Origin of the sequence: Collinsella bouchesdurhonensis (assembly GCF_900155365.1) — a bacterium.
In the GTDB taxonomy this organism is placed as follows: Bacteria; Actinomycetota; Coriobacteriia; order Coriobacteriales; family Coriobacteriaceae; genus Collinsella; species Collinsella bouchesdurhonensis.
The window spans coordinates 191,993-217,357 of record NZ_LT699739.1 but is presented as its reverse complement, the minus strand read 5'-3'; the positions used below and the strand labels follow the sequence as shown (position 1 = coordinate 217,357).

Here is a 25,365-nt window from a genome sequence, read left to right as displayed (position 1 = left end):
AACATCCCCCTCCTCTCTACCCATATTTGCAAAGGAAGAGAAAAGGGGGATGGGCAACATCAAATACCGAAGCGCAACCTTACAAGAATCTCAATGAAATCTAACAGGCCTGCTCAGCGGGGGCAAGACTGGTATGGATCTGTGAAAGCTCCTTGGGACGACGGTAACATGAGGTCTTGAAGTCGATATATTCGACATGCTTGACCAGATGCTCAATCATCGCCTCATGGTCAAACATGTCCCAGGCTTCATGCACGGCATCCAAGCGTGCATGGGTCTCGGGACGCTTGGGCATAAACAGCGTGCAACAATCCGGAGCAGACTGCGTGGAAATATCAAACGTACCGATGGATTGGGCGCGCTCGATAATCTCTTGCTTGTCGGAACCGATAAGCGGGCGAAAAACAGGAATATCCACAACCTCGTTGACCGCCATAATGTTCTCGAGCGTTTGCGAGGCAACCTGACCCAGGGACTCTCCGGTGACAATTGCCTTTGCTCCCTCAATTTGAGCGATACGTTCTGCCACAGAATACATGATACGTCGGTACATGATCACGCGCAGGGCGTTAGGACAGGCGATCGAAATCTCGCGCTGACAATCGCCAAACGGAACAACGTAGACGCGACCGATTTGAACCTCGGGTCCAAGTGCACGAACAATATCCTGAACCAGATACTCACTGGTATCGGCAGTCTGCGGACGGCCGGAGAAATGAACAGGCACCGGCACGGCACCGCGACGAGCAAGCATCCAGGTAGAAACAGGAGAATCGATACCAGAAGAAAGAAGCGTAACAACCTTACCGGCACTCCCCTGAGGAAGACCGCCACAGCCGCGTTCGCTCTTTGCGTACACGTACACACTTCCTTGCACCACGAGTACGTGAACCGTGGCATCGGGATCATGCATCTGCACTTTTTTATCGGGAAAAGCCTCACAGAGCACCTCCCCCACCTGACGATTAAGGTCGATTGACGTCAGGGGGTAATCCGTGTTGGAGCGCCTTGCCGCGACTTTAAACGTTTGAAACTCACCAAACTCGCCAAGAGCCTTAACGGCCGCATCGCAATACTCCGCAGGCTCACGGTTAGTATGGAACGCCAGCGATACACGAGCAACACCGGGGACACGAAGCATGTGGTCAAATGCCTCTTCTGCCTGACCCGCCCCGGAAAACGTGACGAGAATATGCCCAGAAATTCGAACGATGGTCGAGACTGAAAAGGCGGCCAAGGCCGCCTTCAGGTTATCCATGAGGATACGTTCGAAATGGGCGCGATTCTTGCCTTTAAGCCCTATCTCGTGATAGTGCACCAGACATACGCGACTTGCCATCGGCTACTCCGAGACCTTATGACCCATAGCGGTTTCAAAACGGTCGTGATCGTAGGAGATGTTACCGTTTTCAATCTCTTCCATAGCCATAGAAATCGTGTCCTTGCCGGACATGGCGATAGTGATATCGTCGACATCCTGGACGGCAAGCACGCGATTGTGCTGGCCGCGCAGCATGCTATTGATATCGCATGCGCGCTTAGAAGCGAGAGCGGCGAGCAGGAAACGGTTCTCGTCGGTCTTCTCAAGCAGATCGTCAATACGAGGCTTAACAACAGACATGATGGCCTCAATTCCTTTCGTGCTGTTGGATGACATTCAGCAACTCGGCTGTCGCATCGTCCAAATCGTCGTTGACCACAACGTCATCGTAGCGGTCGCTCAGTTCAATCTCGTGGCTGGCATTGGCAAGGCGAAGCGAGAGGGACTCCTCCGTCTCGGTGCCGCGATTGCGCAGGCGCTCGGCCAAAACCTCAAGAGAAGGTGGCATGATAAAAATCAAAACAGCTTCGGGGAAACGTTCCTTGACCTGGAAGGCTCCCTGAACATCAATCTCGATAATGAGGGAATTTCCCGCATCGAGATTCTTTTTGACCTCAGAAGCAGGAGTGCCGTACATATGCCCATGGACATTTGCCCATTCGACAAATTCATCGGCATCGATGCGATGGCGAAAGTCTTCCTCGGATAAGAAGTGATAATTAACCCCATCGACCTCGCCGGGACGAGGCTCTCTTGTGGTAGCGGAAACCGTCAGGCCCAGGTTAGGGTGAAGGTCGCGCACCCGGGCGACCAACGTTCCCTTTCCTGCACCTGACGGTCCGGAAATCACAAAAAGCTTGGGCGTGAAAGCACTCACTTACTTGGTGAGCTGCTCAAGCAGCTGCTCGCGCTGACGAACGCCGAGACCCTGAACGCGACGAGTGGCGGAAATGCCAAGCTCCTCCATGATCTTTGCAGCCTTAGCCTTGCCATAGCCGGGAAGGGACTCGATGAGGGTGGAAACCTTCATGCGGGAAGCGATGGGATCATCGGAGTTGAGCACGGACTCGAGGGAGACGTCACCCTTCTTAATCTTCTCACGAAGCTCTGCACGCGCATGGCGGGCAGCAGCAGCCTTCTCGAGAGCGGCCTTGCGCTGTTCATCAGTGAGCTGAGGGAGCGGCATTCGAACCTCCAAATAGGATTGGTTTTATGAACGATAGTAGCGTTTTGCAGGGAAAATGCCTGTCAAACGGCTTTTGCAGGAACTTACTTTAGACGAACGGGGCATAAAGTACAAGCAGGCAAATAAAAACATGCAGCTTATGGACGTTATTCCATAGAACGCACGCGCACTGCCTGCATATTTAATGCCCCGTATTCGCCCTGTGCCCTATTCGACCTTCTCAACCAGCTCGGAAACAATAGCCTCGTAGGCAGCAAGGGGGTCGGAAGCTGCAGTGATGGGCCTGCCAACAACAATATGGCTGGCACCGGCGCTGATCGCGTCGGACGGCGTAGCGACGCGGCTTTGATCGCCCAAATCGGCGCCCGCAGGGCGCACGCCCGGAGTGACGACGAGCGCATCGGGCCCAAGAAGCTCACGCATGTGTGCGGCCTCGCGCGGAGAGCAAACGACGCCGTCGATGCCGGAGGCCTGCGCCAGACGTGCAAGACGATCCGCTTGCTCGGCCACGGGATGGTCAACACCGATCTCGGCCAGGCAATCCTGATCCATGCTTGTAAGAACGGTGATGGCAACCAAGCGCGGACGATCACCGCGAACAGTCGCAGCTTGCTCGGCACCCTCACGGCAAGCGCGCAACATAGCGGAAGCGCCGGAGCCATGGACGGATAGCAAGTCGGCGCCGGCAAGAGCCGCAGAGCGCGCAGCACCCTCGACCTGATGCGGAATGTCATAAAACTTGAGGTCCAAGAAGACCTTGAACCCAAGGGACTTGAACTCCTCGACGATGGCAGGACCCTCGGCGTAGTACAGCGTCATGCCAATCTTGATCCACGATGCCTTACCGGCAAGGGCATGTCCAAGCTCCAACGCTCGATCGCGGTCGCAATCGAGGGCAATAATCACGCGATCGCGTGCGTCTGCGTCTAGCATTCGAATGCACCCACCAGCTCGTTAATATCGGATACGCCCTGGGACTCCGCCCACTGCTCGAGCTCGCCTGCGATGCGCAGGGAGGCCGTCGGATCGACGAAGTTTGCCATGCCAACAGAAACGCAAGTAGCACCCGCAAGGATAAACTCAGCGGCATCCTCGCCGGTCATAACGCCACCGACGCCGTTGATGGGCAGGTCGACCACCTGGGCAACCTCCCACACCATTCGGACCGCGATGGGATGACAAAGGGGACCCGAAAGGCCGCCCTTAGGCTTTGCGACCCTGGACCTACGAGTATTGACATCAATAGCCATACCCTGGATGGAGTTGATGATGGAAAGGCCATCGGCACCCTCAGCCTCGAGAGCGCGCGCTACATCGACAACGTTGGCCGGAGCCATCTTTACGAAGAGGGGGCGATCGGTAACCTTACGGCAGGCACGCATGACCTCGCCCGCACCCTCGGGAGTAGAACCGCAGGCAGCGCCGCCGGCAGCGATATTGGGGCAGCTGACGTTGATCTCAAAGCCCGCAGCCCAAGGGCACAGCTCATCAAAGAGTTCGAGTGCGCGCACGTACTCGGGAGTAGAGTGGCCACACACCTGGCAGATAACCTGGCAGCCATCTTTGCTCAGCTGGTCGAGCCAAGGACCGGACTCCTCGGCAAACGCGCGAACGCCGGGGTTTTGCAGACCGACGGAGTTGATCATGCCACCACGGACCTCAGCCATACGCGGAGCGGGGTTGCCAGGCCAGGGCTCGGCAGCGCAACCCTTGGTGGTGATGGCTCCGAGCTTGGAAACATCGAAGAAATTTTGGAACTGCCAGCCGTAACCAAAAGTGCCGGCTGCGGTGTTAATGGGGTTTTGCATCTTAACGCCGCCGAAATCGACAGCCATGTTAACGCTCATTTAGAAGACCACCACCTTGGAGGCATCAAAGACGGGGCCGCACATGCAGGCGCCCTTCATGCCATCGACCGTTTCGACATTGCAGGTATTGCAGGCACCAAAGCCGCAGCTCATCATGCGCTCAAGGGAGACCTCACAGTAGACGCCGGCATCGGCAGCTGCCTGCGCGACCTTCTTCATCATGGGAGCAGGGCCGCAAGAGGCGACATAGTCGTAGCCGCCCTTGGCAAGAAGCGCCGCAGCGGGATCGGTGCAAAAACCGCAAGCGCCAGCAGTGCCGTCATCGGTGGAGATGCTCACAGACTTGGCACCAAGCGCACGAAGCTCGTCGACGCCCACGATCTTGGAGGCGCTAGCCGCACCAAGACAAACGTCAAAAGCCACGCCCATCCGGGAAAGGATGGTCGCGGCGCCCAGAATGGGGGGAACGCCGATGCCGCCGGCAACGAGCAGCGCACGGGCCGCGCCCTCGGGAACGCGCCAGCCATGGCCACCAGGGCCCAAGAGGTTGGAGGTGGAGCCGGGCTCCATAAGAGAAAGGTTGCGCGTGCCCTCCCCTACAACGGCATACCAGATCTCAACGGTTCCGGCCTCAGGGTCTGCCTTGGCGTAGCTCAACGGTACGCGAAGCAGATTTGCCGAGACGCCGGGGACGGCGATGTTGACGAACTGACCAGGCTCGAGCATTGTAGCGAGCTTGGGAGCCGAAATGACGATCGAGTAGATGCCGTCGGCGATCTTGTCGTTCGAAACGACCTCGAAGTCATGGATTCGGGCAGGAGATGGTGTGGGCATGGACACTCCAATCCTCTCACAGACGCATTGGATCGAAATAAAAATGGGCGGCATCCCATCAAGGGCGCCGCCCATGTGACGAAAGCAATCTTAGCAGACTGCGCCGCCAGCGAGGGTCTGCTTGCCGCCAACAAACACGTCGGTAGCACGTCCGGTAAGCTCAACGCCGGTAAAGCCGGAATTAGCAGCCTTGGACTCAAAGCCGTCCTCGCCCACAGTCCAGGTGAGCTCAGGATCGAACACGGTAATATCGGCAACGGAGCCAGGACGGATGGAGACGGGATCTAGGCCCAGAATGCGGCGAGGCGCGATGCTCATGGCCTCGACCAGGCGATCATAGCCCATCTTGCCGGTACGCACCATGTTGGTGAGGACAAGTGCAAGGGAGGTCTCCAGACCGGTCATGCCAAAGGGAGCGAGCTCAAACTCACGCGACTTCTCCCATGCAGCATGGGGAGCGTGATCGGTAACAATGACGTCGACCGTGCCGTCGATAACGCCCTGGCGAATCGCCTCGGCATCTGCCTGGGTTCGCAGCGGAGGATTGACCTTGAGAGAGGTGTTATAGGTCTCGTCAAGATCATCCTCGGACAAGAACATGTGATGCGGGGTCGCCTCGCAGGTAACCTCGATGCCCTCTTCCTTGGCGCGACGAACAAGCTCAAGGCCGTAAGCGGTGGAAATGTGCTGGATATGCAGCTTGGCACCGGTAAGCTTAGCGAGCTCGATGTCGCGGGCGATTTGAATCTCCTCACCCTGTGCAGGCCAGCCAAGCAGGCCCAGACGCGTGGAAACGGCACCCTCGTTGATTTGGCCGTCGCCCACAAGGTCCTCGTCCTGGCAGTGGCTCATAAAGACCTTGCCGAACATCTTGCCGTAATCCATGCAGCGGCGCATCATGCCAGAACCCTGGACACCGCGGCCGTCATCGGTAAAGGCAACGACACCGTGAGCGACCATGTCGCCCATCTCGGAAAGAGCCTCGCCCTTGAGGCCACGCGAGCAAGCGCCCGAAGGGAAGACGCGGCAATGGCCGACAGCGGCAGCGCGAGCCTTCACATACTCGATAACAGAGCCGTTATCGGCAACAGGATCGGTGTTGGGCATGGAGCAAACGCCCGTGAAGCCACCCTTGGCAGCGGCGCGGGTACCGCTCTCGATATCCTCTTTGTGCTCATAGCCGGGCTCGCGAAGATGGACATGCATATCGACAAGACCAGGAACAAGATACTTGCCCGACATATCGAGGACGGCGGCGTCCCCGGCTTCGAGGTTGGATGCGACAGCAGCGATCTTGTCGCCCTCGATCAAGACGTCGCAGACTTCGTCAAGGCCGGCAGCAGGGTCGACCACATGGGCGGATTTAAGCAGAAAGGCCATTATCGGAACCTCCAAGCAGCAAGTACAGGGCAGCCATACGCACGCAGATACCGGAGTAGACCTGCTCCAGGATCACCGAGCGCGACGGGTTATCGGCCATATAGGAATCGAGCTCGACGCCGCGATTGATAGGACCGGGGTGGCAGACGATCGCATCGGGCTTCATCAGCGGCTCGCGAAAACGCGTAAGACCAAACAGATTGTGGTACTCGCGAATGCTGGGGAACGGCGAGCCCTCGAGACGCTCCTGCTGCACGCGCAGCATGTAGACAACGTCAAGCTCGGGAAGAACGTCATCGAGCGAAGAGGAAACGTGATCGATGCCCAAAACCTCCGGCGCGGGCGGAAGAAGGGTGCCCGGAGCGATGGCGTACGTCTCGCAGCCCATGATCTTCAGCGCGGGAAGCAGGGAGCCGCAAACACGGGAGTGGTTGATGTCGCCCACCAGGCCGACCTTCAGGCCCTCGAAGCTGCCCTTGTGCTCCCAGATGGTGTAAAGGTCAAGCAGAGCCTGGGTGGGGTGATTGTGCTTGCCGTCGCCAGCGCAGATAACGCTTGCGGGTGTATTCTGGCTCACGATGTAAGGAGCGCCCGCGTGCTTGTCGCGCACGACGATGCAATCGATCTTGTATGCGTTGAGCGTCTCGACGGTATCGATCAGGCTCTCGCCCTTGACCGTCGAGGTGGAAGATCCACCAAAGTTCAGGCTGTCGGCCGAAAGGCGCTTCTCAGCAAGCTCAAAAGAGCTGCGCGTGCGCGTAGAGGGCTCGTTGAACATGTTGACGATGGTCTTGCCCTTAAGGGTCGGGACCTTCTTGATGGCACGCTCATTCACAGCCGAGAACGCCTTTGCGGTCTCGAGAATCGTCATGATATCGACATCGGAATACTCAGTGATGTCGATGAGGTGTTTATGGTTGAAGGACATTCGCTACTCCCCTCCCAGCGGAGCTGAACCGACGCGGTCGCCCGGCTTAACATCGAAGATCTCGACCGCGGTATGCGAGTCGGGCCCCTTCAGATACAGACGTACGTTCTCCTCATGGGACGAGGGGACGTTCTTACCAACAAAATCCGGAGAGATGGGCAGCTCGCGATGGCCACGATCAACAAGGACAGCCAACTCGATACGAGAGGGGCGACCCAAGTCCATCAGCGCGTCAAGAGCCGAGCGGATGGTTCGACCGGTGTAGAGGATGTCGTCGACAAGCACGATGCGCTTATCGTTGACATCGAAGGGGATGTCGGTCGCGTGAACCTCAGGAGAGAAATGCGTGAGGTAATCGTCGCGATAGAAGCTGATGTCGAGGCGTCCCAGAGGAACCTTGACGCCCTCGATCTCCTCAATCTGGCGTGCAAGCTCCTTTGCCAGCAAGTCGCCACGGGTAACGATGCCAACGAGTGCGAGGTCTTCGCATCCTTCGTTGCGCTCGACGATCTCATGCGCGATGCGTTTGATAGCACGCGAGACGGCGACTTCGTCCATGATGATCGCTTTGGGTGAAGACTGTTCCATCGATCTCCTTCCCGATTCATGCGTACAGGGCGCATAAAAAAATAGATGCCGACCACCAAGGCGAACGGCATCTCGAAAGACAGATGAACACTCAATGAGGTTGTCTCCATGCGAGTATCTCGTACGCGCTTAATGGTCGTATTCAGTCTAGACTGCCCCGCACGCTTGTCAAGCGAACATATACGAAACCACCAACGCAACGGCAAACGGTCCCCCTCTTCAAGGGGGCGGCGTCAGATTGAGCCGAATTCGACACAACACCGAATAAAGTGGATACCGAAAAAAATTTTAAAATAGTTCTTGCATCCTCAAAACTTTCCCCTATACTAAATTTTGTTGCTCAGCAGCACACACCATTCCTCGATAGCTCAATGGTAGAGCACGCGGCTGTTAACCGCGCTGTTGTAGGTTCGAGTCCTACTCGAGGAGCCAGAAACTTCAAGCCCGCCTTTTGAGGTGGGCTTTTTTATTATCCCCCGATTTTCAAACTCAAAACAGGAGCGATATCACCCTAGATGTCGCTCCTGTTTATCATAAAAAAGCCCCGTCATAAGACAGGGCTTTGAAATTTAGGACTCAATATAGTCCTTGAGTTTGCTCGAACGGCTGGGATGGCGCAACTTGGCCAACGTCTTGGACTCGATCTGACGAATACGCTCACGCGTAACGCCAAATTCGCGACCAACTTCCTCGAGCGTACGAGGATGACCGTCAACAAGGCCAAAGCGAAGCTCAATAACCTTGCGCTCACGATCGGCCAAACTATCGAGGACCTGCGTGAGCTGCTCCTGAAGCATCGAGAAACTCGCCGCATCGGGCGGAACGACCGCCTGGGAGTCCTCGATGAAGTCGCCTAGCTGAGAATCCTCTTCCTCACCGATAGGAGTCTCGAGGGAAACGGGCTCCTGGCTGATCTTTTGGATCTCGCGTACACGGTCAGCGCTCATGTCCATCTCGGCGCCGATCTCTTCCGGGGTCGGGTCGCGACCAAGGTCCTGCAAAAGCTGACGCTGCACGCGGACAAGCTTATTGATGGTCTCGACCATGTGGACCGGGATGCGAATGGTACGAGCCTGATCTGCAATGGCACGGGTGATAGCCTGGCGAATCCACCACGTGGCATACGTGGAGAACTTAAAGCCCTTCTCATAGTCGAACTTCTCGACCGCGCGAATCAAGCCAAGGTTGCCCTCCTGAATCAAATCGAGGAAGAGCATGCCACGGCCAACGTAGCGCTTGGCGATAGAGACAACCAGGCGCAAGTTTGCGCTGATGAGTGCCTGCTTGGCCTCAAGGCCCACGTTCTCGACACGTGTAAGACGGCGCATCTCGGCGCGCGTGAGCTCAATCTCGCCATTCTCGGCAGCCTCAAGCTTGTTCGACGCCTCAAGACCAGCCTCGATCTTCATAGCCAAGTCGACCTCATCGGCAGCGGTGAGCAGGTCAACCTTACCGATCTCTTTAAGATACATGCGCACCGGGTCGCCGGTGAGCATGACGGTCGAAGCGTCAACGCCACGCGTGCGAGAGCGAGAACGGCTCGTACGCGAACGCGATTTCTTTTTAGGCTTGGCGGCAGCCATCTCGGCATCAGCGCGCTTGGCCACCCTGATGTCATGGTCCTCGTTGTCCTCGTCATCCAGATCGTCATCAAGGTCATCGGTACCGGCGCTAAGGTCATCGTCATCGGCACCAATCACAACGTCGTCATCTGCGGACACAACGTTGATACCCTGTTCACGGAGAATGCCATAGACGGCGTTGAGCTGCTCTTCACTGACGCTGATATCCTTGAGCATTCCCTGGACATCGTCTTCGGTAACACTACCGTTCTCAGCACCCTTGAGAAGAAGCGTGGCGATTTGAGATTTGATCTCGTTCCCCATGCTCTCAGTCTTATTTGGCACAGATTCTCCCTTCATAGCACACAGGACACATTACTTTAGCACAGGCTTGTATACCCCATGTGGGATAATTCAACCTGCTCAACACAACTTCACGCATTAGACGCGGCGCTTGGTTGATTCAGTTGCTCTGAAAGCGTCCGAAATGGGTCAGCAACGCCCTCGACGGCAGAGGCAAGCTCGCGAACGCGGGCGGCATCCTGCGTTGCCTGAATTGCTAGCTCTCGACGCGTCGCGGCGTCCATGCCCGAATCCGAACGCAAGCGCGCCTGTGCCGTTCGCATGCGGCGGCGCAACGTGTTGAGCTCAAGCGTATCGAGCAAAAACACGATGTTCGTCTCGGTTGGGTGCTCGCTGGTCACGCCAATGGTACCGGCGCTCACAAGAGAAGCCGCATCCTCGCAAACGGCACGAGCCGCATCCATGACCTCAGCGGGTCCGGCACCTTCCGGTGTTGCGAGAACGGCCCAAGCGATCGCCTCATGACGCGAATCGACCCAGTCGATCTCGCAGATTCTATCCCCATACGGCCTAAAGCTATCCAGATGACTCGTCATAAGACAAAGCAGCTCACGCTCCCCCGCAAGCGAGCGACGCTCAAGGTCCGTATAAATCGGGGCCGCGGCAGCTGGCGCCGCAGGGGCGACGGAAGACCCGGCAAAAGGAGCAGACATCGCACCCTGGGCCTCTGCAGGGAGATAGTCATAGGGCTCATAGGGCTCTTCGTCGACAGGAGGGATGCCGGGGGCAAAATCGACAGCGGGCACCGGCTCTCGGCCAGCACGCGGCATAGATCTTGAGGCGTTTTGCTGATAGCGTTCCCGAGCGGCTTCACGCTGCTGAGCCCGCTCTTCCTCACGGGCAACGTCATTGAACACACGCTTGGAAGCCGTGCGCACCATATCGACATCGACACCCAGAAGATCGGCAATACGCACAAAATACGTGTCGATCATATAGCTTGCACGCAGCGGATAGATCAAACGACACGCATCCTCGAGGGCGCGTGCACGCCCCGCAGGAGTAGAAGCGTCGGCACGCTGTTCGAGTTTGCGAAACACAAAGTCAAGCAACGGTTCGGACTCGTCGAGCAGCTGACGCAAAGCAGAACCGCCTTTAGCGTTAACGTAGTCGTTCGGGTCCATATTGTCGGGCAAAATTACGCAGCGCAAATCAATAGAGCCCGTCTCGACAAACTGGATGGCGCGCTCGGCTGCCTTCTGACCCGCATTGTCGCCGTCGAACAGGTAAATAATCTTCTTGGCAAAACGCGTAAGCGTCTTGACGTGATGCTCTGTGAGCGCTGTGCCCAATGTAGCGACGACATTTTTAATGCCGCCTTCCCAGCAGGCGATGGCATCGGTGTAGCCCTCGACCACAATGGCCTCGTTTGCGGCAACGATATGCTCTTTTGCCCAGTTAAAACCATAAAGATTTCGCTTCTTATGAAAAAGCGGGGTCTCGGACGTATTGAGATACTTGGGCTCCCCCGCCCCCATGATGCGCCCACCAAAGGCAATGCATTTTCCCTGTTCATCAAAGATGGGAAACATGTCGCGATCGTAGAAGCGATCGGCAAGGCCTCCGCGGCGGTCGATGGCAACATTCGCATCGATCATCTCGCGAGGCGAAAAACCCTGGGAGCGCAGATGGTTGACGAGTGCGCCACGGCCCGGAGCAAAACCGAGTCGATAGCGCTGACACACATCCGAGCCCAAACCGCGGCTCGCAAAATACTCGCGTCCGCGACCGTCCTTGCCGCGCATGAGCATCGTATGGTAAAAGTCGCACGTCGCCTCGCACACTTCGACAAGACGTGCGCGCTTCGTACCGCGACGCGTAAAGGACGCTTCTTCCTGAAGCTCGATGCCCGCGCGCTCCGCAAGATAGCGAATGGACTCGGGAAACGAAAGGTTCTCGCGCTTCATGATGTAGGTAAAGCAGTCTCCGCCCTCACCGCAGCCAAAGCAGTGCCACACCTGCGTCGCTGGGATGATATGAAACGAGGGGGTTTTCTCGCCATGGAAGGGGCAACAGCCCCAAAACTCATGGCCGCGGGGACGAAGCTCCACGGTCTCCTGAACGAGCGCAACCAAATCGGTCGCTGCACGAACGCGATTTTTATCTTCATCACTGATCATGCGCGAAGATCGTACCTCCCCTCACCATAGAGATCGCGAACATCTTGAATATTGCCCTCGACCGTCGCGATAAGCTCATCGAGCGAATCGAACGGACGGGAGCGGCGCAACTGTTTAGAGAACGAGAGGGCGATGTCTCGTTCATAGATATCGGCCGAAAAACCGACAATATTGGCTTCGAGCTTTGCCGAGCCCGGGACACCCTTGAACGTCGGCGGCAAACCAACGTTGATAGCCGCAGGCCATGCCTCCTCGCCAAGACAGGCAAAGCCGGCATAGACCCCTTCTTGAGGAGCGAGAATGCTCGGATCAATCACAACATTGGCCGTAGGAAAGCCCATCTTGTGCCCCTCGCCGCGACCGCGAGCGACACGCCCGCGCACCGCATACGTACGACCAAGCTCTGCCGCAGCCATCTCCATGGAGCCAGAGGCAATAAGCGAGCGAATACGCGTCGCGCTCACAGCGTCGCCGTCTTCGCGCACCAGCTCGTGCCCAAATACTTCAATTCCACGACTGCACGCCCAGTCACGAATGACATTCACATCAGAAGCTCCACGATGTCCCAAGCGAAAGTTCGAACCCACATGGACTGAACGAATATCGAGAACCGGAAGGAGAACGCGCGTAAAAAAGGCATCGTGGTCCAAAGACGCGAGGGCGGAGTCAAAGGGAACCACACAGACGGCATCGACACCCGACGAGGCGAGCAGACGAAGTCGGTCGGCGACGAGCGTCAGCTTGGGCGCAGGGGCAGCAGACACTACGGTATCGGGATCGGGATCGAAGGTTACCGCGATAGCAGCGACTCCGCGCTCATGTGCATCGGCAACCATCTGATCAATAAGATGCCGATGCCCACGATGCACGCCGTCAAACGCACCGATAGCGACCGCGCATGCGCAGCGTGAAAGAGCGGCGGCGTCCTCGAGGGCATAGATAGGTGCCGAAGCTTTACCGAGCATGAAGTCGCGCCTTAACGAAAATGCATCGGGATGACTCATGACACACCTTCGATACCCTGCGGAAATACGTCGCGCATAACATAACGTCGCTGCTCTAAGCAGGCAATTGCGCGCATCTGCCCTTCGACCACAAGGGCACAAGGAGACCCCTCGGGTAGACATTCACTAAAAGAGCCAGCGTCGATGGTCTGACCGTTAAGAATGCGAGCGAGCGCTTCGGACGGCAAATCGACTCTACCCAAGCCCAGCGAGGAGACAGGATCGATGGCATGCGCACGAAGAGCATCTACACTCACATTTTCAAGCTCAATTGCATGAGCCAGGGAAATGGAGCCCGAGGCGCTACGTCGCAGCGAGACGATATGAGCCGCACTTTGAGCGGCACGCCCGATATCGCGTGCAAGCGAGCGAATATAGGTGCCCTTACTCACTGTACAGGCGATATTCCAAACCACCTGCTCCCCGTCAACCAGAACCGAGAGGAGCTGAAGCTCGAAAATCTCGACAGGACGGGCGGGAAGATCCACGTTCTCTCCTGCACGCGCACGCTTGTAGGCGCGAACGCCGTTGACGGAAATCGCCGAGAATGCCGGGGGAACCTGCATCTGAGGCCCCACAAACGAATCCAAGACGCCACGGGCATACGCCTCGTCCTTGAGTTTAGCGTCAACAGGTGCCGTGCGCGTGACCTCGCCCTCGGAGTCATCGGTATTGGTTTCGCTTCCAAAGGAAACAGAAGCAATATAGCTTTTGCGATCGAGCGTAAGCATGCCAAGCAGACGCGTCGCCTGCCCAACACCAAGCACCATGACACCGGTGGCCAACGGGTCAAGCGTGCCCGCATGGCCCACACGACGAACCCCCAAGGCCCGCCTCACGCGCGAAACGACATCGTGAGACGTGCACCCGAGGGGCTTGTCGACGGCAAATAAAAGATTGATATCAGAAGGAATGCGCTTAACCATGCATCACCTTTACGCATCGAGCGTGTGAACGAGTTCGATCAGCTCGGGAAGAAGGGCGTCCAACGCCTCCTCCACCGTGCCATAGAAAGTAAATCCGGCAGCAGCCGCGTGGCCACCGCCATCGTGCCGAGCGGCGATTTGCGAGACATCGAGCGAGCATTTTGAACGCAAGTTGCCGCGAATCTCGCCCTCCCCCACTTCACGCAGGAACAAGCAGACAATAGACCCGTCGATGGACCTCACGACGTCAACCAAGCCATCACACTCATCGGGAGAAACGCCATGCTTGGCAAGATCGGAAGCAAGCGCATAGCTATAGGTGATGCGCCCCTCCGCTGCAGCCTCGATGCGGCCCATGACGACGCTTTCCAGATGCAGGTACTCCAGGCGCTGGCTCTGATAGACGCGAAGGGCTACAAGAGCGGGGTCGGCACCAGCATGGACCAGTCGCGAAGCGCAGGTAAACGCCTCGCAATTGGCATTTTGGTACTGAAAGCGCCCAGTGTCGGTAACAAGGCCCGTAAGCAGGCAGTTTGCCACATCGGGATCAACCGGATAGCCGGCAAAGATCAAGAAATCATCGATGATAACAGCGCAGGCAGCAGCCTCGGGACGACGCACTACAACGTCAGCGAATTCCGAGCGGGCGGGATGATGGTCGATCGTGACCACATACTCCGAGCGCATCGCAATCGCAGCCGCATCGCCCAAACGCTCGATCGTCGGAACATCCACCGAGATGAACAGGTCGGGATTGAGCGGATAGGAAGACGCCGGGGTCATGTCGGTCGCTCCCGGCAAGAAGCGATAAACGCGCGGAACGGGCGCCTCGGTGGGCAGAAGACATGAAATAGCCTTCTGCGGATAGCGCCGGCGCAAGGATTGACCAAGCGCCAGCGTTGAACCGATGGCGTCGCCGTCGGGATTGACATGACCGCAGATGACGATCGTCTCGGCATCTTCGATTTTTTCGACAACGCTGTCCCACACGAAGGAGGGCTCGGGAGCGTCCAAGCCCTCTTCGCCGCAGGAGCAGGAGATGCTACTCATGGTCGGTATCGCCCTCCAGCGAAACGAAATCCACGATGGGGTAGCCTTCCTCATCTTTCTCGATCGACATAGTCTCGGGCACGACCTTGAGCGCCTCGGCGATAGCCTCGGCCTGATCGGTGGAACGGTCAATCTTGAAATCGAGCTGGGGAACCACACGCCAATCGAGTGCGCGAGACAACAGCTTACGAATCTTGCCCTTAGCGCTATCCAGCGCCTCGAGCACCTCATCGTAGCGATCGGCTTCACATGACACGTAAACGCGCGCGAAGGAGCGGTCCAGGCTGACCTCGCAACCCGTAAGGGTAACAAGGTCAAGACGCGGATCGGAGATCTCGAACAGCAAGATGGTGCCGAGCTTTTCGCGCAGTTGCTCGCCAGTACGGCGAGTGGCGGCGTTTTGCTTCACGATACCCTCTGTTTCCTACTCGGTACGGGCAACCTGATCGATGCGGTAACCCTCGATCTGGTCGCCGGGCTTGATGTCCTGGAAGTTCTCGAGGCCGATACCGCCCTCAGTACCGCTGCGAAGGCTCTTGGCCTCGTCCTTGTAGTGGCGCATCGAAGCGATCTGACCGTTGAAGACAACGATACCGTCGCGTACGAGGCGCACGGAGTCGGTCGCGGCGATCTCGCCCTCTTCGACGCGGACACCGGCGGCAATGCCAACCTTGGGCACCTTAAAGGTGTCGACAACGGTGGCAAGGCCGGTAGAAACCTCAACCTCGGTCGGCTTGAGCATGCCGATACGAGCGGCGTCGAGGTCCTCAAGCGCCTTGTAGATAACATCGTAGCAGCGAATCTCGACGCCCTGATGCTCGGCGGCAGAACGGGCCTTGCCATCGGGACGCACGCCAAAGCCAATGATAATGGCGTTGGAGGCATCGGCGAGGACGACGTCGGTCTCGTTGATGGCACCGACGGCGGCGTGAATCGTGTTGATGCGAACCTCGGACTGGTCCATCTTGTCCAGCGAGTCCTTGAGGGCCTCGATGGAACCCTGGACGTCGGCCTTGATGATGAGGTTGAGTTCCTTGACCTCGGCATCGGCCATGGTGTCGAAGAGGTTTTCGAGCGTAACGTGCTTAACGTGGCTCTGCTCCTCGATACGCGCCTTAAGCGAACGCTGCTCGGCAAGCGCGCGGGCCTCGCGCTCATCCTCGAACACACGGAATTCGTCGCCCGCGTTCGGGACGGACTGAAGACCAAGGATCTCGACAGCGTCGGAGGGACCTGCCTCGGTGACGGGACGACCCTTGGGGTCGAGCATGGCGCGCACGCGGCCATAGGTAAGACCGGCCACGAGCGTGTCGCCCACGTGCAGGGTACCGCGGGTCACGAGCACGGTGGCAACAGAGCCGCGGCCCTTGTCGAGTTTGGCCTCCAGCACATTGCCCGAAGCGAAGGTGTCGGGGTTGGCCTTAAGCTCGAGGACGTCGGCCTGGAGAATGACGGTTTCGAGAAGCTCGTCGATACCGATCTTCTTCTTGGCCGAGATGTTGACGAACATGTTCTGTCCGCCCCACTCCTCGGGGATGATGCCGTACTCGGTGAGCTCCTGGCGAACCTTATCGGGGTTCGCACCGGGCTTATCAATCTTGTTGACGGCAACGACAATGGGTACGCCAGCGGCCTTCGCATGGTTGATGGACTCGATGGTCTGAGGCATAACGCCGTCGTCGGCAGCAACAATCAAGATGACGATGTCGGTAACCTTGGCACCACGGGCACGCATTGCCGTAAAGGTGGCGTGGCCCGGGGTATCGATGAAGGTGATCTTGCGACCGTTGATAAAGACCTGGGAAGCACCGATGGCCTGCGTGATGCCACCGGCCTCGCCAGCGGCGACACCGGTGTTACGAATGGCGTCGAGCAGCGACGTCTTGCCGTGGTCGACGTGACCCATGACGGTAACCACGGGGGCACGGCTCTTAAGGTCTGCCGGGTCATCATAGAACGAGAAGGTGTTCTCCTCCTCCGGAGTGATGATCTTGACCTGACGGCCCAGGTCGTCAGCCACGAGCTCGACAAGGTCGTCGCTCATGGTCTGCGTCATGGTAAGCGGAGTGCCCAACAGGAACAGGCGCTTGATGATGTCATTGGCGGGGACCTCGAGGGCCTCGGCGAGCTCGGCTACGGTTACGCCCTGGGAGACGCGGACGGCGTCAAGCTCCTCGGGATTGATACCCTGAGCCAAAGCCTCCTCGATCTTCTTCTCCTCCTGGACGCGAGCTGCCTCGCGCTCACGCTTTTCCTTGCGCTTCTTACGGCGACCGGTAGACTCACGCGAAGCCTCCTCGACGGCGGCACGTGCCTCCTCGAGAACCTTCTCGCGGCTGTATTCCTCGGCCTCGCGAGCCATGCGGGAGTAGCGGTCCTCCTCGCCAGCTGCGTGACCCTTGTGCTGCTTCTTGCCCTTGCCCTGCTTATCGGGGTTGGGGAAGTCCATACCGGCAGGCATGGAGGGAGTGCTTGAACGACGGGAGCTGCGAGCGGGAGCATCCTCGGACTTCTGGGGAGCACGGCGACCGCCACGACGGTTGTTGTCGCGGTTGCCACGACGATCCTCGCGGGCCTCCTCCTTCTTGGCGCTCTCCTGCTTCTTCTCCTTCAAGACCTCTTCCTGAGCGGCGATCTGGTCCAGAAGGGAACGGAAACGAGAACCGGAATCACTTGCGGGAACGGCGCGACGCTTCGCCTCGAGCTCTGCCTCGCGGCGCTCGGCCTCGGCCTTCTCGCGGGCAATGCGTTCGGCCTCGGCGGCAGCGGCGCGGGCAGCCTCCTCGGCAGCGCGCGCAGCCTCAGAAATCTTGCGCTCTTCCTCGCGGCGGGCCTCGGCGGCAATGCGCTCGCGCTCGGCCTCCTCGGCGGCACGCTTGGCCTCCTCGGCAGCAGCCTCCTCCTCGGCGCGCTTCTCGGCCTCGATCTCGGCAGCACGGGCCTCAAGAATCGGAGCGAGCTTCTTGCGCACCATGGATACATATGCGTCCTCAAGGGCAGACGATGCGCCCTTGGCGGGAATCTTCATCTCCGCGAGATGCCCCAGCATCTCTTTGGAGGTCATTCCAAATTCTTTGGCGAGGGTTGAAACACGAACCTTTGCCATAAACACCTACCTTTCGGGCGCGCAGGGCGCCCATGATCTTGCGGGTTCCTTTCAGACAAGCGGCTGGGCGCGAACGCGCCTTCCCGCTAGATCAGATCCTCGGCTTCCGAGATGTAATCGGACTCGCCCTCACCCATGTTCACGGGATCGTGCACGCCGCAGAAACGCGAACCGGGACGAGCCTGGTTACGGCAGCGGATGCCGTCCTCGTTAACATACGCACAGCGCTCGGGCTCATCGTCGGACAACAGGTCGTCTGCCGGCTGCTCCTCGATAACGGGAACGTTCTTCAAGATATCGGCTGCGAGCGTCTCGTTCTTGATGTCAATGTGCCAGCCAGTCAGGCGGGCAGCGAGACGTGCGTTTTGGCCCTCTTTGCCAATAGCGAGAGAAAGCTGGTCGTCGGGAACGATGACGCCGGCGTAGTTCTTCTCCTCGTCAATCAGCACGCGGGTGACCTTGGCCGGGGACAATGCGTTGGCAACGTAGACGGCGGGATCGGCATTCCACAAAATGACGTCCACGCGCTCACCGCGAAGCTCACCCACGACAGCGCGCACGCGGCTGCCCTTGGGGCCAACGCAGGCGCCCACGGGATCCAGACGATCGTCCAGCGAGTGGACGGCGACCTTGGATCGCTGGCCCGGCTCGCGGGCGATGGACTTGACCTCAACGGTGCCCTCGTAGATCTCGGGCACCTCCTGCTCGAAGAGACGCTTGATGAGGGCCGGGTGCGTACGGGAGATGACGATGGGCGGACGGCTGTGTTCGCCGCGCACGGGCGGCACGGTGGAGTTGGGATCGCGCACGTCGATGATGACGGCCTTCAGACGCTGGTTGTGCAGGTAGCGCTCACCCATGGGGCGCTCATTGCGCTCATCCTCGTAACGGTGAAGGTCGAAGTGCGGAAGCTCGGCCTCGACGCCCTCGCGAATCTTGACAATCGTGAAGTCGGGCGTGGACTGCAGCACGGTACCGGTGATGATATCGCCAATACGGCCAGAGAACTCCTCGTAGATCTGCTCACGAGCAGAATTGCGCACAATGGCGTTGATCTCCGCCTTGGCGTGCTGGGCTGCGATGCGAGAGGTGTCCTTCGGCGTGACGTCAATCTCCTCGAAACGGGTGTAATTGCCCTCTTCGTCCATGGAGTCGTCGTCGGGGATCAGCTTGTACACATAGATCTTGCCGGTGGAACGGTCGATGGTGACCTTCGCGCCCCAATCCAGGTGAAGAATCTCAGCGTAACTCTTAGCGAGCGACTGCTCCAGACGATCGATGAGGTAAAGCTGATCGATATGCCTCTCCTGGCACAGGGCCATGAGGGCTTCCATCATCTCGGATGCTGCCATATCTATTTACCGCCCTTCTCTTTCTTGAAGTCGAAGGTCGGCTTCAAGGTACATTTCTTCACGTCGTCAAAGGAGATGCTCGTCTGCTCCCCATCCTCGGTCTCAAGGGTGACAGAAGCCTCGTCGGCCGCAGCGATGATGCCCTTATATCGACGCTGGCCCTCGGTTGCAATGGTCGAAAGCTCGCAGCGCTCACCAATGAACTTCTGGAAGTCCGAAGGACGACGCAGGGGACGAGCCATGCCCGGGGAAGAGACCTCAAGCGTATAGCTGCTCGAAATGGGATCCAAACCCTCGACAACATCACTTACCCAGCTGCTCTGCGCGGTCACCTCATCGAGCGAAATGGACTCGCCATCGAGATTATCGATCCTCACGCGGACACACGGCGCCTTGGTGGCACCTACGACCTCGACGTCGACGATATCGACACCGTGGTCGGCGGCTACTGCCTCGAGCGCATCGATGATGCTCTGCTCTACCTTGGTCTTGACCATGCAACACCTCCTCATACAAAAAAGAAGCGGGGTCGAAACCCCACTTCTCACGGCTTAACTTCAATTGCTACGCAAGTATAGCAAACCTGCAGCTAGATGCAAAGAAATCAAGTGATACCAACGTTGGCGGCACCGATTTGCATCACATTATTTGCACAAATCGCTATTTAACCACCAGGTTCACAAGCTTTCCGGGAACGCAAATGGCCTTGACGACCGTCTTGCCCTCAAGCCACTTGGAGGCAACGCTTTCGGCGGCCGCCCGCATCTGCTCGGGCGTGGCACCGGTCGGAACCTTTGCGTGCGCGCGCATCTTGCCGAGCACCTGGACTGCAATCTCCACCTCGTCCTCAACGGCCTCGCTCAAATCGAACTCCGGCCAAGGAGCGGTGTAGACGCTGCCCTCGTTGTGCAGGGCCTCGTGCCACAGCTCGTCTCCCCAGAAGGGGCATACAGGAGCCAAAACCGACACGATGTCGGTGGCAACAAGCCTGCACAGAGCAGCGTTGCGCTCGCCAACAACCACGGCATTGAGATAGGTGCTGGCGGCATTGACGAGCTCCATCACGGCAGAAATTGCCGTGTTGAACTGCTGACGGTCGAAGTCCTGGGTGCAGCGGGCAATCGTGCGATGACGCTCGCGATAGAGCTTCATGTCGGCATCGGAGAACACGGACGTGTCGAGCACAGCGTTCGCGTCGCCATCGTTTGCAAGCCGCCACACGATGTTCCAGGCGCGCTTGATAAAGCGATTGGCGCCCGCCACGGCCTTGGGATCCCAGTCGAAGTCTTTCTCGGGCGGAGCGATGAAGAGAATCGCCAAGCGCATGGTATCGGCACCATAGGGCTCGATCACGCTCGAAGGAGGTACGACGTTGCCCTTTGACTTGGACATGGTGTCGCCGTTCTCGTCCTTGACCATGCCCTGGCACAGCAGGTTGGTGAAAGGCTCATCCACGTCGAGCAGACCCATATCGCGCAGCGCCTTGGTGAAGAAGCGGCTGTAGAGCAGGTGCAGGATAGCGTGCTCGATACCGCCAATATAGTTATCGACCGGCATCCAATGGTTCGCGGCATCCTTGCTAAACGGGAGCTCGGTGTTGTGCGGGTCGGTGTAGCGCAGATAGTACCAGCTAGAACACGTAAAGGTATCCATGGTATCCGTCTCACGACGAGCGGGGGCACCGCACACCGGGCAGGTGGTCTCGTAGAAATCACGGCACTCGGCAAGCGTCTCGCCGGCACCGAGGTCGAGATTCTCGGGCAGCGTCACCGGCAGCTGGTCCTCGGGAACAGGAACGATACCGCAATGCTCGCAGTGAATGGCAGGAATGGGATTGCCCCAGTAGCGTTGACGCGAGATGAGCCAGTCGCGCAGGCGATACTGCACGGAGCGCTTACCGGTGCCGGCAGCCTCGAGGTCGGCGACGATAGCCGCTTCGCCCTCAGAGTGCTTGCCGCCTACCATGCCGGTGTACTTACCGGACTGGACAAGCGTGCCCTCGCAGGTGAGGGCCTCATCCCAGTCAACCGAGGTGACAACCGTGGACTTCTCGTCCTTGAGCTGATCATACAGGGGATCATCATCGGAGAGGATGATGGGCACGATGGGAAGATCGTACTTCTTGGCAAACTCAAAGTCGCGCTGGTCGCCGCAGGGAACGGCCATAACGGCACCGGTGCCGTAGTCGGAAATGATGTAGTCGGCAACCCAGACCGGTACCTTGGCACCGGAAACAGGGTTCACAACATAGCGGCCCGTAAAGGCACCATGCTTTTCCAAGGTACCCTGAGCGCGCTCGACGGCGGAGATGTGCTTGGCACCCTCTACGACCTCGCGCACAGCGTCCTCGTACTCGGTACCCTCGACCATCTCCATCAGGCCCTTGTACTCGGGCGCAAGCAGGAAGAACGTATTGCCAAACAGAGTATCGGCACGCGTGGTGAAGACGGTGATCTTGCCCTCGTCGCCCTCGATGGGGTTGCCCGCGGCATCGCAAAGGGTGAAGTCCACTTCAGCGCCCTCGGAGCGGCCGATCCAGTTGGCCTGCATCTGCTTGACGCGCTCGGGCCAGCCGGGAAGCTTCTCCAGGTCGTCGAGGAGCTCCTGTGCGTACGCGGTGATCTTGATGTACCACTGCTCGAGGTCGCGCTTTTCCACCTCGGAGTCGCAACGCCAGCAACGGCCCTCGGTCACCTGTTCGTTAGCAAGCACCGTCTCGCACTTGGGGCACCAATTGACCGGGTTCTTCTTGCGATAGACCAGTCCGCGTTCCCACAGCTTCTCGAAAATCCACTGGCCCCAGCGATAGTAATCGGGGCTGCAGGTCTTGACCAAGCGATCCATGTCATAGGAAAAGCCCATGCGCTTCATCGTGGCGAGTGCCTGATCCATATTCTTATAGGTCCAAGCCGCAGCCTGGGTATTGTGCTTGATAGCGGCGTTCTCGGCGGGCAGGCCAAAGGCGTCAAAACCAATGGGATGCAGCACATCAAAGCCACGCATGCGAGCCTGGCGCGCCATGGCGTCGCCAATGGTGTAGTTGCGCGCATGGCCCATGTGAAGGTCGCCAGAGGGGTACGGGAACATCTCGAGCACGTACTTCTTGGGCTTAGCCGGATCGGTATCGACGGCAAAAAGGTTCTCGTCGTCCCAGGCCTTCACCCATTTTTCCTCAATGGTTTTCGCATCGTAGGCAGGAATCTCTTCCTTATGATCTGTGCAGTCGCACATATCGGCTCCTTTTAACTTGATTGGGGTCGGTCGGCCAGGCTTTACTCACCGCTGCGGACAGTCCTGCTCGCACGAAGGCCACATTAAGTGACCTTCGGCTCGTGCGGAACTTGCAGCGAGCAAAGCCTAGCCGACCGACCCTAGGGTTAACTTGGTTGATGATAGCAAATACAACAAGCGAGATGCCTGCGACTTGCAGGCATCTCGCTTTATCTCAATAACGTGGCGAAAATTCAGCCTTTGCTTGAAACCCATTCAAAACAGACGGGCTTCTCGGTACCGCAGATGCACCAATTGAAGGTGCGCTTAGCGGTAGCTCACCGTCTGCTGGGTGTCCTTAACCACGACGTCGTGGGCGCCGCCCTCGACGATAGAGGTGGAGGACACCAAGGTCAGGCGGGCTTTCTCCTGCAGCTCGGGGATGGAAAGCGCACCGCAGTTGCACATCGTGGACTTGACCTTGTAGAGCGTACCGTTGACGCCGTCCTTAAGAGAGCCAGCGTAGGGCACATAAGAGTCGACACCCTCGACAAAGCTGAGCTTTGCGGCGCCGCCCAGGTCATAGCGCTGCCAGTTGCGGGCGCGCGCAGAGCCCTCGCCCCAGTACTCCTTCATGTACTGGCCGTTGACGTTCACGCGGTCGGTCGGGCTCTCGTCAAAGCGAGCGAAGTAACGGCCGAGCATCATGAAGTCGGCACCCATTGCGAGCGCAAGCGTCATGTGGTAGTCGTAAACGATGCCGCCGTCGGAGCACACGGGCACGTAGACGCCGGTCTCCTCGAAGTACTCGTCGCGAGCACGGCAAACATCAATCAGAGCGGTGGCCTGGCCACGACCGATGCCCTTGGTCTCGCGGGTAATGCAGATGGAACCGCCACCGATACCGACCTTGATGAAGTCGGCACCGCAGTCGGCCAGGAAGCGGAAGCCCTCGGCGTCGACAACGTTACCGGCGCCCACCTTGACATCCTCGCCGTAGTTGGCGCGGACCCACTCGATGGTGCGCTTCTGCCACTCAGAGAAGCCCTCGGAAGAGTCGATGCACAAGACATCGGCACCGGCCTCGACCAGCAGGGGCACGCGCTCGGCATAATCGCGGGTATTGATGCCGGCGCCAACCATGTAGCGCTTGTTGGCATCAAGCAGCTCGTTGGGGTTGGTCTTGTGGCTGTCATAGTCCTTGCGGAACACGATGCCGATCAGGTGATCGTAATCATCGACGACGGGAAGAGCGTTGAGCTTGTTCTCCCAGATAACGTCGTTTGCCTTCTTAAGGGTGATGTTCTTGTCGCCCACGATGAGCTTCTCGCGCGGGGTCATGAAGGTCTCGACCAAAGCGGAGTGATCGTCACGGGAAGGACGGTAATCGCGGCTGGTCACGATACCCAGAAGCTTACCGCGAGGGGTGCCGTCGTCGGTGACGGGCATGGTGGAGTGACCCGTCTTATCTTTGAGAGCCATGACCTCGGACATGGTCATCTTGGGAGTGAGCGTGGAATCGGACTCGACGAAGCCGGCCTTGTGATCCTTAACGGCCTTGACCATGGCAGCCTCGGACTCGGGGGTCTGAGAACCATAGATAAAGGACATGCCGCCCTCGGTGGCCAGGGCAACGCCCATGTCCACGCCGGAAACGGACTGCATGATGGCCGAAACCATGGGGATGTTAAGGGTAATTGCGGGCTTCTCGCCGCGCTTGAAACGCGTCAGCGGCGTCTTGAGAGAAACGTTGTTGGGGATGCATTCCGATGAGGAATAGCCAGGTACGAGCAGATACTCAGAAAAAGTGTGGGACTCACCGGGAAAGAACGTTGCCATGTTTCTCCTTCTAACATCGCCGACGACTAGCTGCAAGCCCCGTGGACCCAGCCCTACCGTCGCGCCCTATATATAGCGCTGTTATCTTAACGCGCAATGCCTTAACAAAACAGCTTTTTGCCTAAAGTCCACGGAGTCTTCGACACCGGAGATGAAACTTGGTACGCAGGCTAAATGGCGCATCCAGGCAGCCACTATCCCTTTGCAGAAATTAGATGAGCAGCGCTTTAAGACCGATGCAAACCAGCACCGCGCCGCCCGCCGCCTGAGCATGGACGCCAAAACGCTCTCCAAGCTTTTTGCCCAGCACAAGCACCGCAAGGCAGCATCCAAAGGTCGTGGCACCGATCATCGAGCTGTACAGGACAATGCTCTTACCCGTTGCGGCAAACGAAACGCCAACGATCAAGGCATCGATGGAGGTGGCGATGGATTCGACAAAGAGCCCACACCAGGTAAGGTGCGAGGATGCGGCTTCACCTGGGCTGTGCATCTCCTGCAACGCTTCTCGAATCATCTTGCCGCCCACGATGCCGAGGATAACAAACGAAACGATACCGGCATAGGCATCGATATACGAAGCCATAAGCATACCGCCAAAGTAGCCAAACACGGGCATGGCCATCTGGAAGACGGCGAATGCAAGCGGCATGGCAATCTTTTTTACCTTCGGCATATGAGGTTCTGCCAGCAAGTTGGCCAGCGTGACCGCCATGGCATCCATGGCAAGCGCCACACCTAAAAAGACGCTCTCAACAATATCGGCGCTATCAAAGAGCATTGCCGCC

Annotated in this window: 22 protein-coding genes and 1 tRNA gene; 1 reads left to right on the top strand and 22 read right to left on the bottom strand. The window is 58.3% G+C overall.

Annotated elements, in window-relative coordinates; genetic code table 11:
* Positions 1 to 100: 100 nt before the first annotated feature.
* From thiI to pyrR, 10 genes are all read right to left on the bottom strand, one after another.
* Positions 101 to 1,339 (bottom strand): tRNA uracil 4-sulfurtransferase ThiI, encoded by a 1,239-nt coding sequence (gene thiI, locus BQ9843_RS02950; RefSeq protein WP_075843827.1) that lies wholly within the window; start codon positions 1,337 to 1,339, stop codon positions 101 to 103.
* Between the two features lie 3 nt (positions 1,340 to 1,342).
* Positions 1,343 to 1,621: a DNA-directed RNA polymerase subunit omega gene (locus BQ9843_RS02945; RefSeq protein ID WP_022387343.1), complete on the bottom strand. Its 279-nt coding sequence runs from the start codon at positions 1,619 to 1,621 to the stop codon at positions 1,343 to 1,345.
* A 7-nt stretch (positions 1,622 to 1,628) separates the two neighbouring features.
* A complete protein-coding gene (gmk, locus tag BQ9843_RS02940; protein ID WP_040220401.1) occupies positions 1,629 to 2,198 on the bottom strand; it encodes a guanylate kinase in 570 nt (189 codons plus the stop codon).
* Positions 2,199 to 2,507 (bottom strand): integration host factor, actinobacterial type, encoded by a 309-nt coding sequence (gene mihF / locus BQ9843_RS02935; protein ID WP_022387341.1) that lies wholly within the window; start codon positions 2,505 to 2,507, stop codon positions 2,199 to 2,201.
* A gap of 207 nt (positions 2,508 to 2,714) precedes the next feature.
* Positions 2,715 to 3,440, bottom strand: coding sequence for an orotidine-5'-phosphate decarboxylase (gene pyrF, locus BQ9843_RS02930; RefSeq protein WP_022387340.1), 726 nt, complete (start codon positions 3,438 to 3,440; stop codon positions 2,715 to 2,717).
* On the bottom strand, positions 3,434 to 4,354 hold the full coding sequence (locus BQ9843_RS02925) for a dihydroorotate dehydrogenase (protein ID WP_075843826.1): 921 nt from the start codon (positions 4,352 to 4,354) through the stop codon (positions 3,434 to 3,436). The genes pyrF and BQ9843_RS02925 overlap by 7 nt, the downstream gene beginning before the upstream one ends.
* Complete coding sequence (locus BQ9843_RS02920) at positions 4,355 to 5,149, bottom strand: dihydroorotate dehydrogenase electron transfer subunit (protein WP_230205562.1); 795 nt, start codon at positions 5,147 to 5,149, stop codon at positions 4,355 to 4,357.
* A 90-nt stretch (positions 5,150 to 5,239) separates the two neighbouring features.
* The gene (locus BQ9843_RS02915; protein WP_075843825.1) at positions 5,240 to 6,529 is read right to left on the bottom strand and encodes a dihydroorotase; all 1,290 of its coding nucleotides are present in this window, start codon (positions 6,527 to 6,529) and stop codon (positions 5,240 to 5,242) included.
* A complete protein-coding gene (locus BQ9843_RS02910; protein WP_040220393.1) occupies positions 6,513 to 7,457 on the bottom strand; it encodes an aspartate carbamoyltransferase catalytic subunit in 945 nt (314 codons plus the stop codon). Before BQ9843_RS02910 ends, BQ9843_RS02915 begins: the two co-directional genes overlap by 17 nt.
* 3 nt (positions 7,458 to 7,460) lie before the next feature.
* Positions 7,461 to 8,045 carry a bifunctional pyr operon transcriptional regulator/uracil phosphoribosyltransferase PyrR gene (gene pyrR / locus BQ9843_RS02905; protein ID WP_022387335.1) on the bottom strand — a complete coding sequence of 195 codons (585 nt, stop codon included), beginning with the start codon at positions 8,043 to 8,045 and terminating at the stop codon, positions 7,461 to 7,463.
* A gap of 357 nt (positions 8,046 to 8,402) precedes the next feature.
* Between pyrR and BQ9843_RS02900 the strand changes: the two genes are divergently transcribed.
* Positions 8,403 to 8,477 (top strand) — tRNA-Asn (locus tag BQ9843_RS02900).
* A 137-nt stretch (positions 8,478 to 8,614) separates the two neighbouring features.
* On the opposite strand, the gene rpoD is transcribed toward BQ9843_RS02900, so the two are convergent.
* From rpoD to BQ9843_RS02840, 12 genes are all read right to left on the bottom strand, one after another.
* A complete protein-coding gene (gene rpoD / locus BQ9843_RS02895) occupies positions 8,615 to 9,952 on the bottom strand; it encodes an RNA polymerase sigma factor RpoD (RefSeq protein ID WP_022387334.1) in 1,338 nt (445 codons plus the stop codon).
* Between the two features lie 89 nt (positions 9,953 to 10,041).
* The gene (gene dnaG / locus BQ9843_RS02890) at positions 10,042 to 12,090 is read right to left on the bottom strand and encodes a DNA primase (RefSeq protein WP_075843824.1); all 2,049 of its coding nucleotides are present in this window, start codon (positions 12,088 to 12,090) and stop codon (positions 10,042 to 10,044) included.
* Positions 12,087 to 13,055 (bottom strand): riboflavin biosynthesis protein RibF, encoded by a 969-nt coding sequence (gene ribF, locus BQ9843_RS02885; protein WP_230205561.1) that lies wholly within the window; start codon positions 13,053 to 13,055, stop codon positions 12,087 to 12,089. The genes dnaG and ribF overlap by 4 nt, the downstream gene beginning before the upstream one ends.
* 35 nt (positions 13,056 to 13,090) lie before the next feature.
* A complete protein-coding gene (gene truB / locus BQ9843_RS02880) occupies positions 13,091 to 14,020 on the bottom strand; it encodes a tRNA pseudouridine(55) synthase TruB (RefSeq protein WP_075843823.1) in 930 nt (309 codons plus the stop codon).
* Positions 14,021 to 14,029: 9 nt separating this feature from the next.
* A complete protein-coding gene (locus tag BQ9843_RS02875) occupies positions 14,030 to 15,070 on the bottom strand; it encodes a DHH family phosphoesterase (protein WP_075843822.1) in 1,041 nt (346 codons plus the stop codon).
* Positions 15,063 to 15,479, bottom strand: coding sequence for a 30S ribosome-binding factor RbfA (rbfA, locus tag BQ9843_RS02870; protein ID WP_075843821.1), 417 nt, complete (start codon positions 15,477 to 15,479; stop codon positions 15,063 to 15,065). The genes BQ9843_RS02875 and rbfA overlap by 8 nt, the downstream gene beginning before the upstream one ends.
* Positions 15,480 to 15,494: 15 nt before the next feature.
* Positions 15,495 to 18,176 carry a translation initiation factor IF-2 gene (gene infB, locus BQ9843_RS02865; protein WP_075843820.1) on the bottom strand — a complete coding sequence of 894 codons (2,682 nt, stop codon included), beginning with the start codon at positions 18,174 to 18,176 and terminating at the stop codon, positions 15,495 to 15,497.
* Positions 18,177 to 18,262: 86 nt separating this feature from the next.
* The gene (gene nusA, locus BQ9843_RS02860) at positions 18,263 to 19,528 is read right to left on the bottom strand and encodes a transcription termination factor NusA (RefSeq protein ID WP_022386934.1); all 1,266 of its coding nucleotides are present in this window, start codon (positions 19,526 to 19,528) and stop codon (positions 18,263 to 18,265) included.
* 2 nt (positions 19,529 to 19,530) lie between these two features.
* Positions 19,531 to 20,025, bottom strand: coding sequence for a ribosome maturation factor RimP (locus BQ9843_RS02855; protein WP_022386935.1), 495 nt, complete (start codon positions 20,023 to 20,025; stop codon positions 19,531 to 19,533).
* Between the two features lie 163 nt (positions 20,026 to 20,188).
* Positions 20,189 to 22,759, bottom strand: coding sequence for a leucine--tRNA ligase (leuS, locus tag BQ9843_RS02850; RefSeq protein WP_075843819.1), 2,571 nt, complete (start codon positions 22,757 to 22,759; stop codon positions 20,189 to 20,191).
* A gap of 306 nt (positions 22,760 to 23,065) precedes the next feature.
* On the bottom strand, positions 23,066 to 24,577 hold the full coding sequence (locus BQ9843_RS02845) for an IMP dehydrogenase (RefSeq protein ID WP_040220381.1): 1,512 nt from the start codon (positions 24,575 to 24,577) through the stop codon (positions 23,066 to 23,068).
* Positions 24,578 to 24,788: 211 nt separating this feature from the next.
* On the bottom strand, positions 24,789 to 25,358 hold the full coding sequence (locus BQ9843_RS02840; protein WP_075843818.1) for a manganese efflux pump MntP: 570 nt from the start codon (positions 25,356 to 25,358) through the stop codon (positions 24,789 to 24,791).
* Positions 25,359 to 25,365: the final 7 nt, after the last annotated feature.

Coding starts and splice junctions, on each gene's coding strand:
- mihF (WP_022387341.1), bottom strand. CDS start 2,507: ATGCCGCTCCCTCAGCTCACTGATGAACAGCGCAAGGCCGCTCTCGAG.
- BQ9843_RS02855 (WP_022386935.1), bottom strand. CDS start 20,025: ATGGTCAAGACCAAGGTAGAGCAGAGCATCATCGATGCGCTCGAGGCA.
- BQ9843_RS02925 (WP_075843826.1), bottom strand. CDS start 4,354: ATGAGCGTTAACATGGCTGTCGATTTCGGCGGCGTTAAGATGCAAAAC.
- pyrR (WP_022387335.1), bottom strand. CDS start 8,045: ATGGAACAGTCTTCACCCAAAGCGATCATCATGGACGAAGTCGCCGTC.
- nusA (WP_022386934.1), bottom strand. CDS start 19,528: ATGGCAGCATCCGAGATGATGGAAGCCCTCATGGCCCTGTGCCAGGAG.
- truB (WP_075843823.1), bottom strand. CDS start 14,020: ATGGTTAAGCGCATTCCTTCTGATATCAATCTTTTATTTGCCGTCGAC.
- leuS (WP_075843819.1), bottom strand. CDS start 22,759: ATGTGCGACTGCACAGATCATAAGGAAGAGATTCCTGCCTACGATGCG.
- BQ9843_RS02875 (WP_075843822.1), bottom strand. CDS start 15,070: ATGAGTAGCATCTCCTGCTCCTGCGGCGAAGAGGGCTTGGACGCTCCC.
- pyrF (WP_022387340.1), bottom strand. CDS start 3,440: ATGCTAGACGCAGACGCACGCGATCGCGTGATTATTGCCCTCGATTGC.
- BQ9843_RS02920 (WP_230205562.1), bottom strand. CDS start 5,149: ATGCCCACACCATCTCCTGCCCGAATCCATGACTTCGAGGTCGTTTCG.
- BQ9843_RS02840 (WP_075843818.1), bottom strand. CDS start 25,358: ATGCTCTTTGATAGCGCCGATATTGTTGAGAGCGTCTTTTTAGGTGTG.
- BQ9843_RS02915 (WP_075843825.1), bottom strand. CDS start 6,529: ATGGCCTTTCTGCTTAAATCCGCCCATGTGGTCGACCCTGCTGCCGGC.
- dnaG (WP_075843824.1), bottom strand. CDS start 12,090: ATGATCAGTGATGAAGATAAAAATCGCGTTCGTGCAGCGACCGATTTG.
- thiI (WP_075843827.1), bottom strand. CDS start 1,339: ATGGCAAGTCGCGTATGTCTGGTGCACTATCACGAGATAGGGCTTAAA.
- infB (WP_075843820.1), bottom strand. CDS start 18,176: ATGGCAAAGGTTCGTGTTTCAACCCTCGCCAAAGAATTTGGAATGACC.
- ribF (WP_230205561.1), bottom strand. CDS start 13,055: ATGCTCGGTAAAGCTTCGGCACCTATCTATGCCCTCGAGGACGCCGCC.
- BQ9843_RS02945 (WP_022387343.1), bottom strand. CDS start 1,621: ATGTCTGTTGTTAAGCCTCGTATTGACGATCTGCTTGAGAAGACCGAC.
- BQ9843_RS02910 (WP_040220393.1), bottom strand. CDS start 7,457: ATGTCCTTCAACCATAAACACCTCATCGACATCACTGAGTATTCCGAT.
- BQ9843_RS02845 (WP_040220381.1), bottom strand. CDS start 24,577: ATGGCAACGTTCTTTCCCGGTGAGTCCCACACTTTTTCTGAGTATCTG.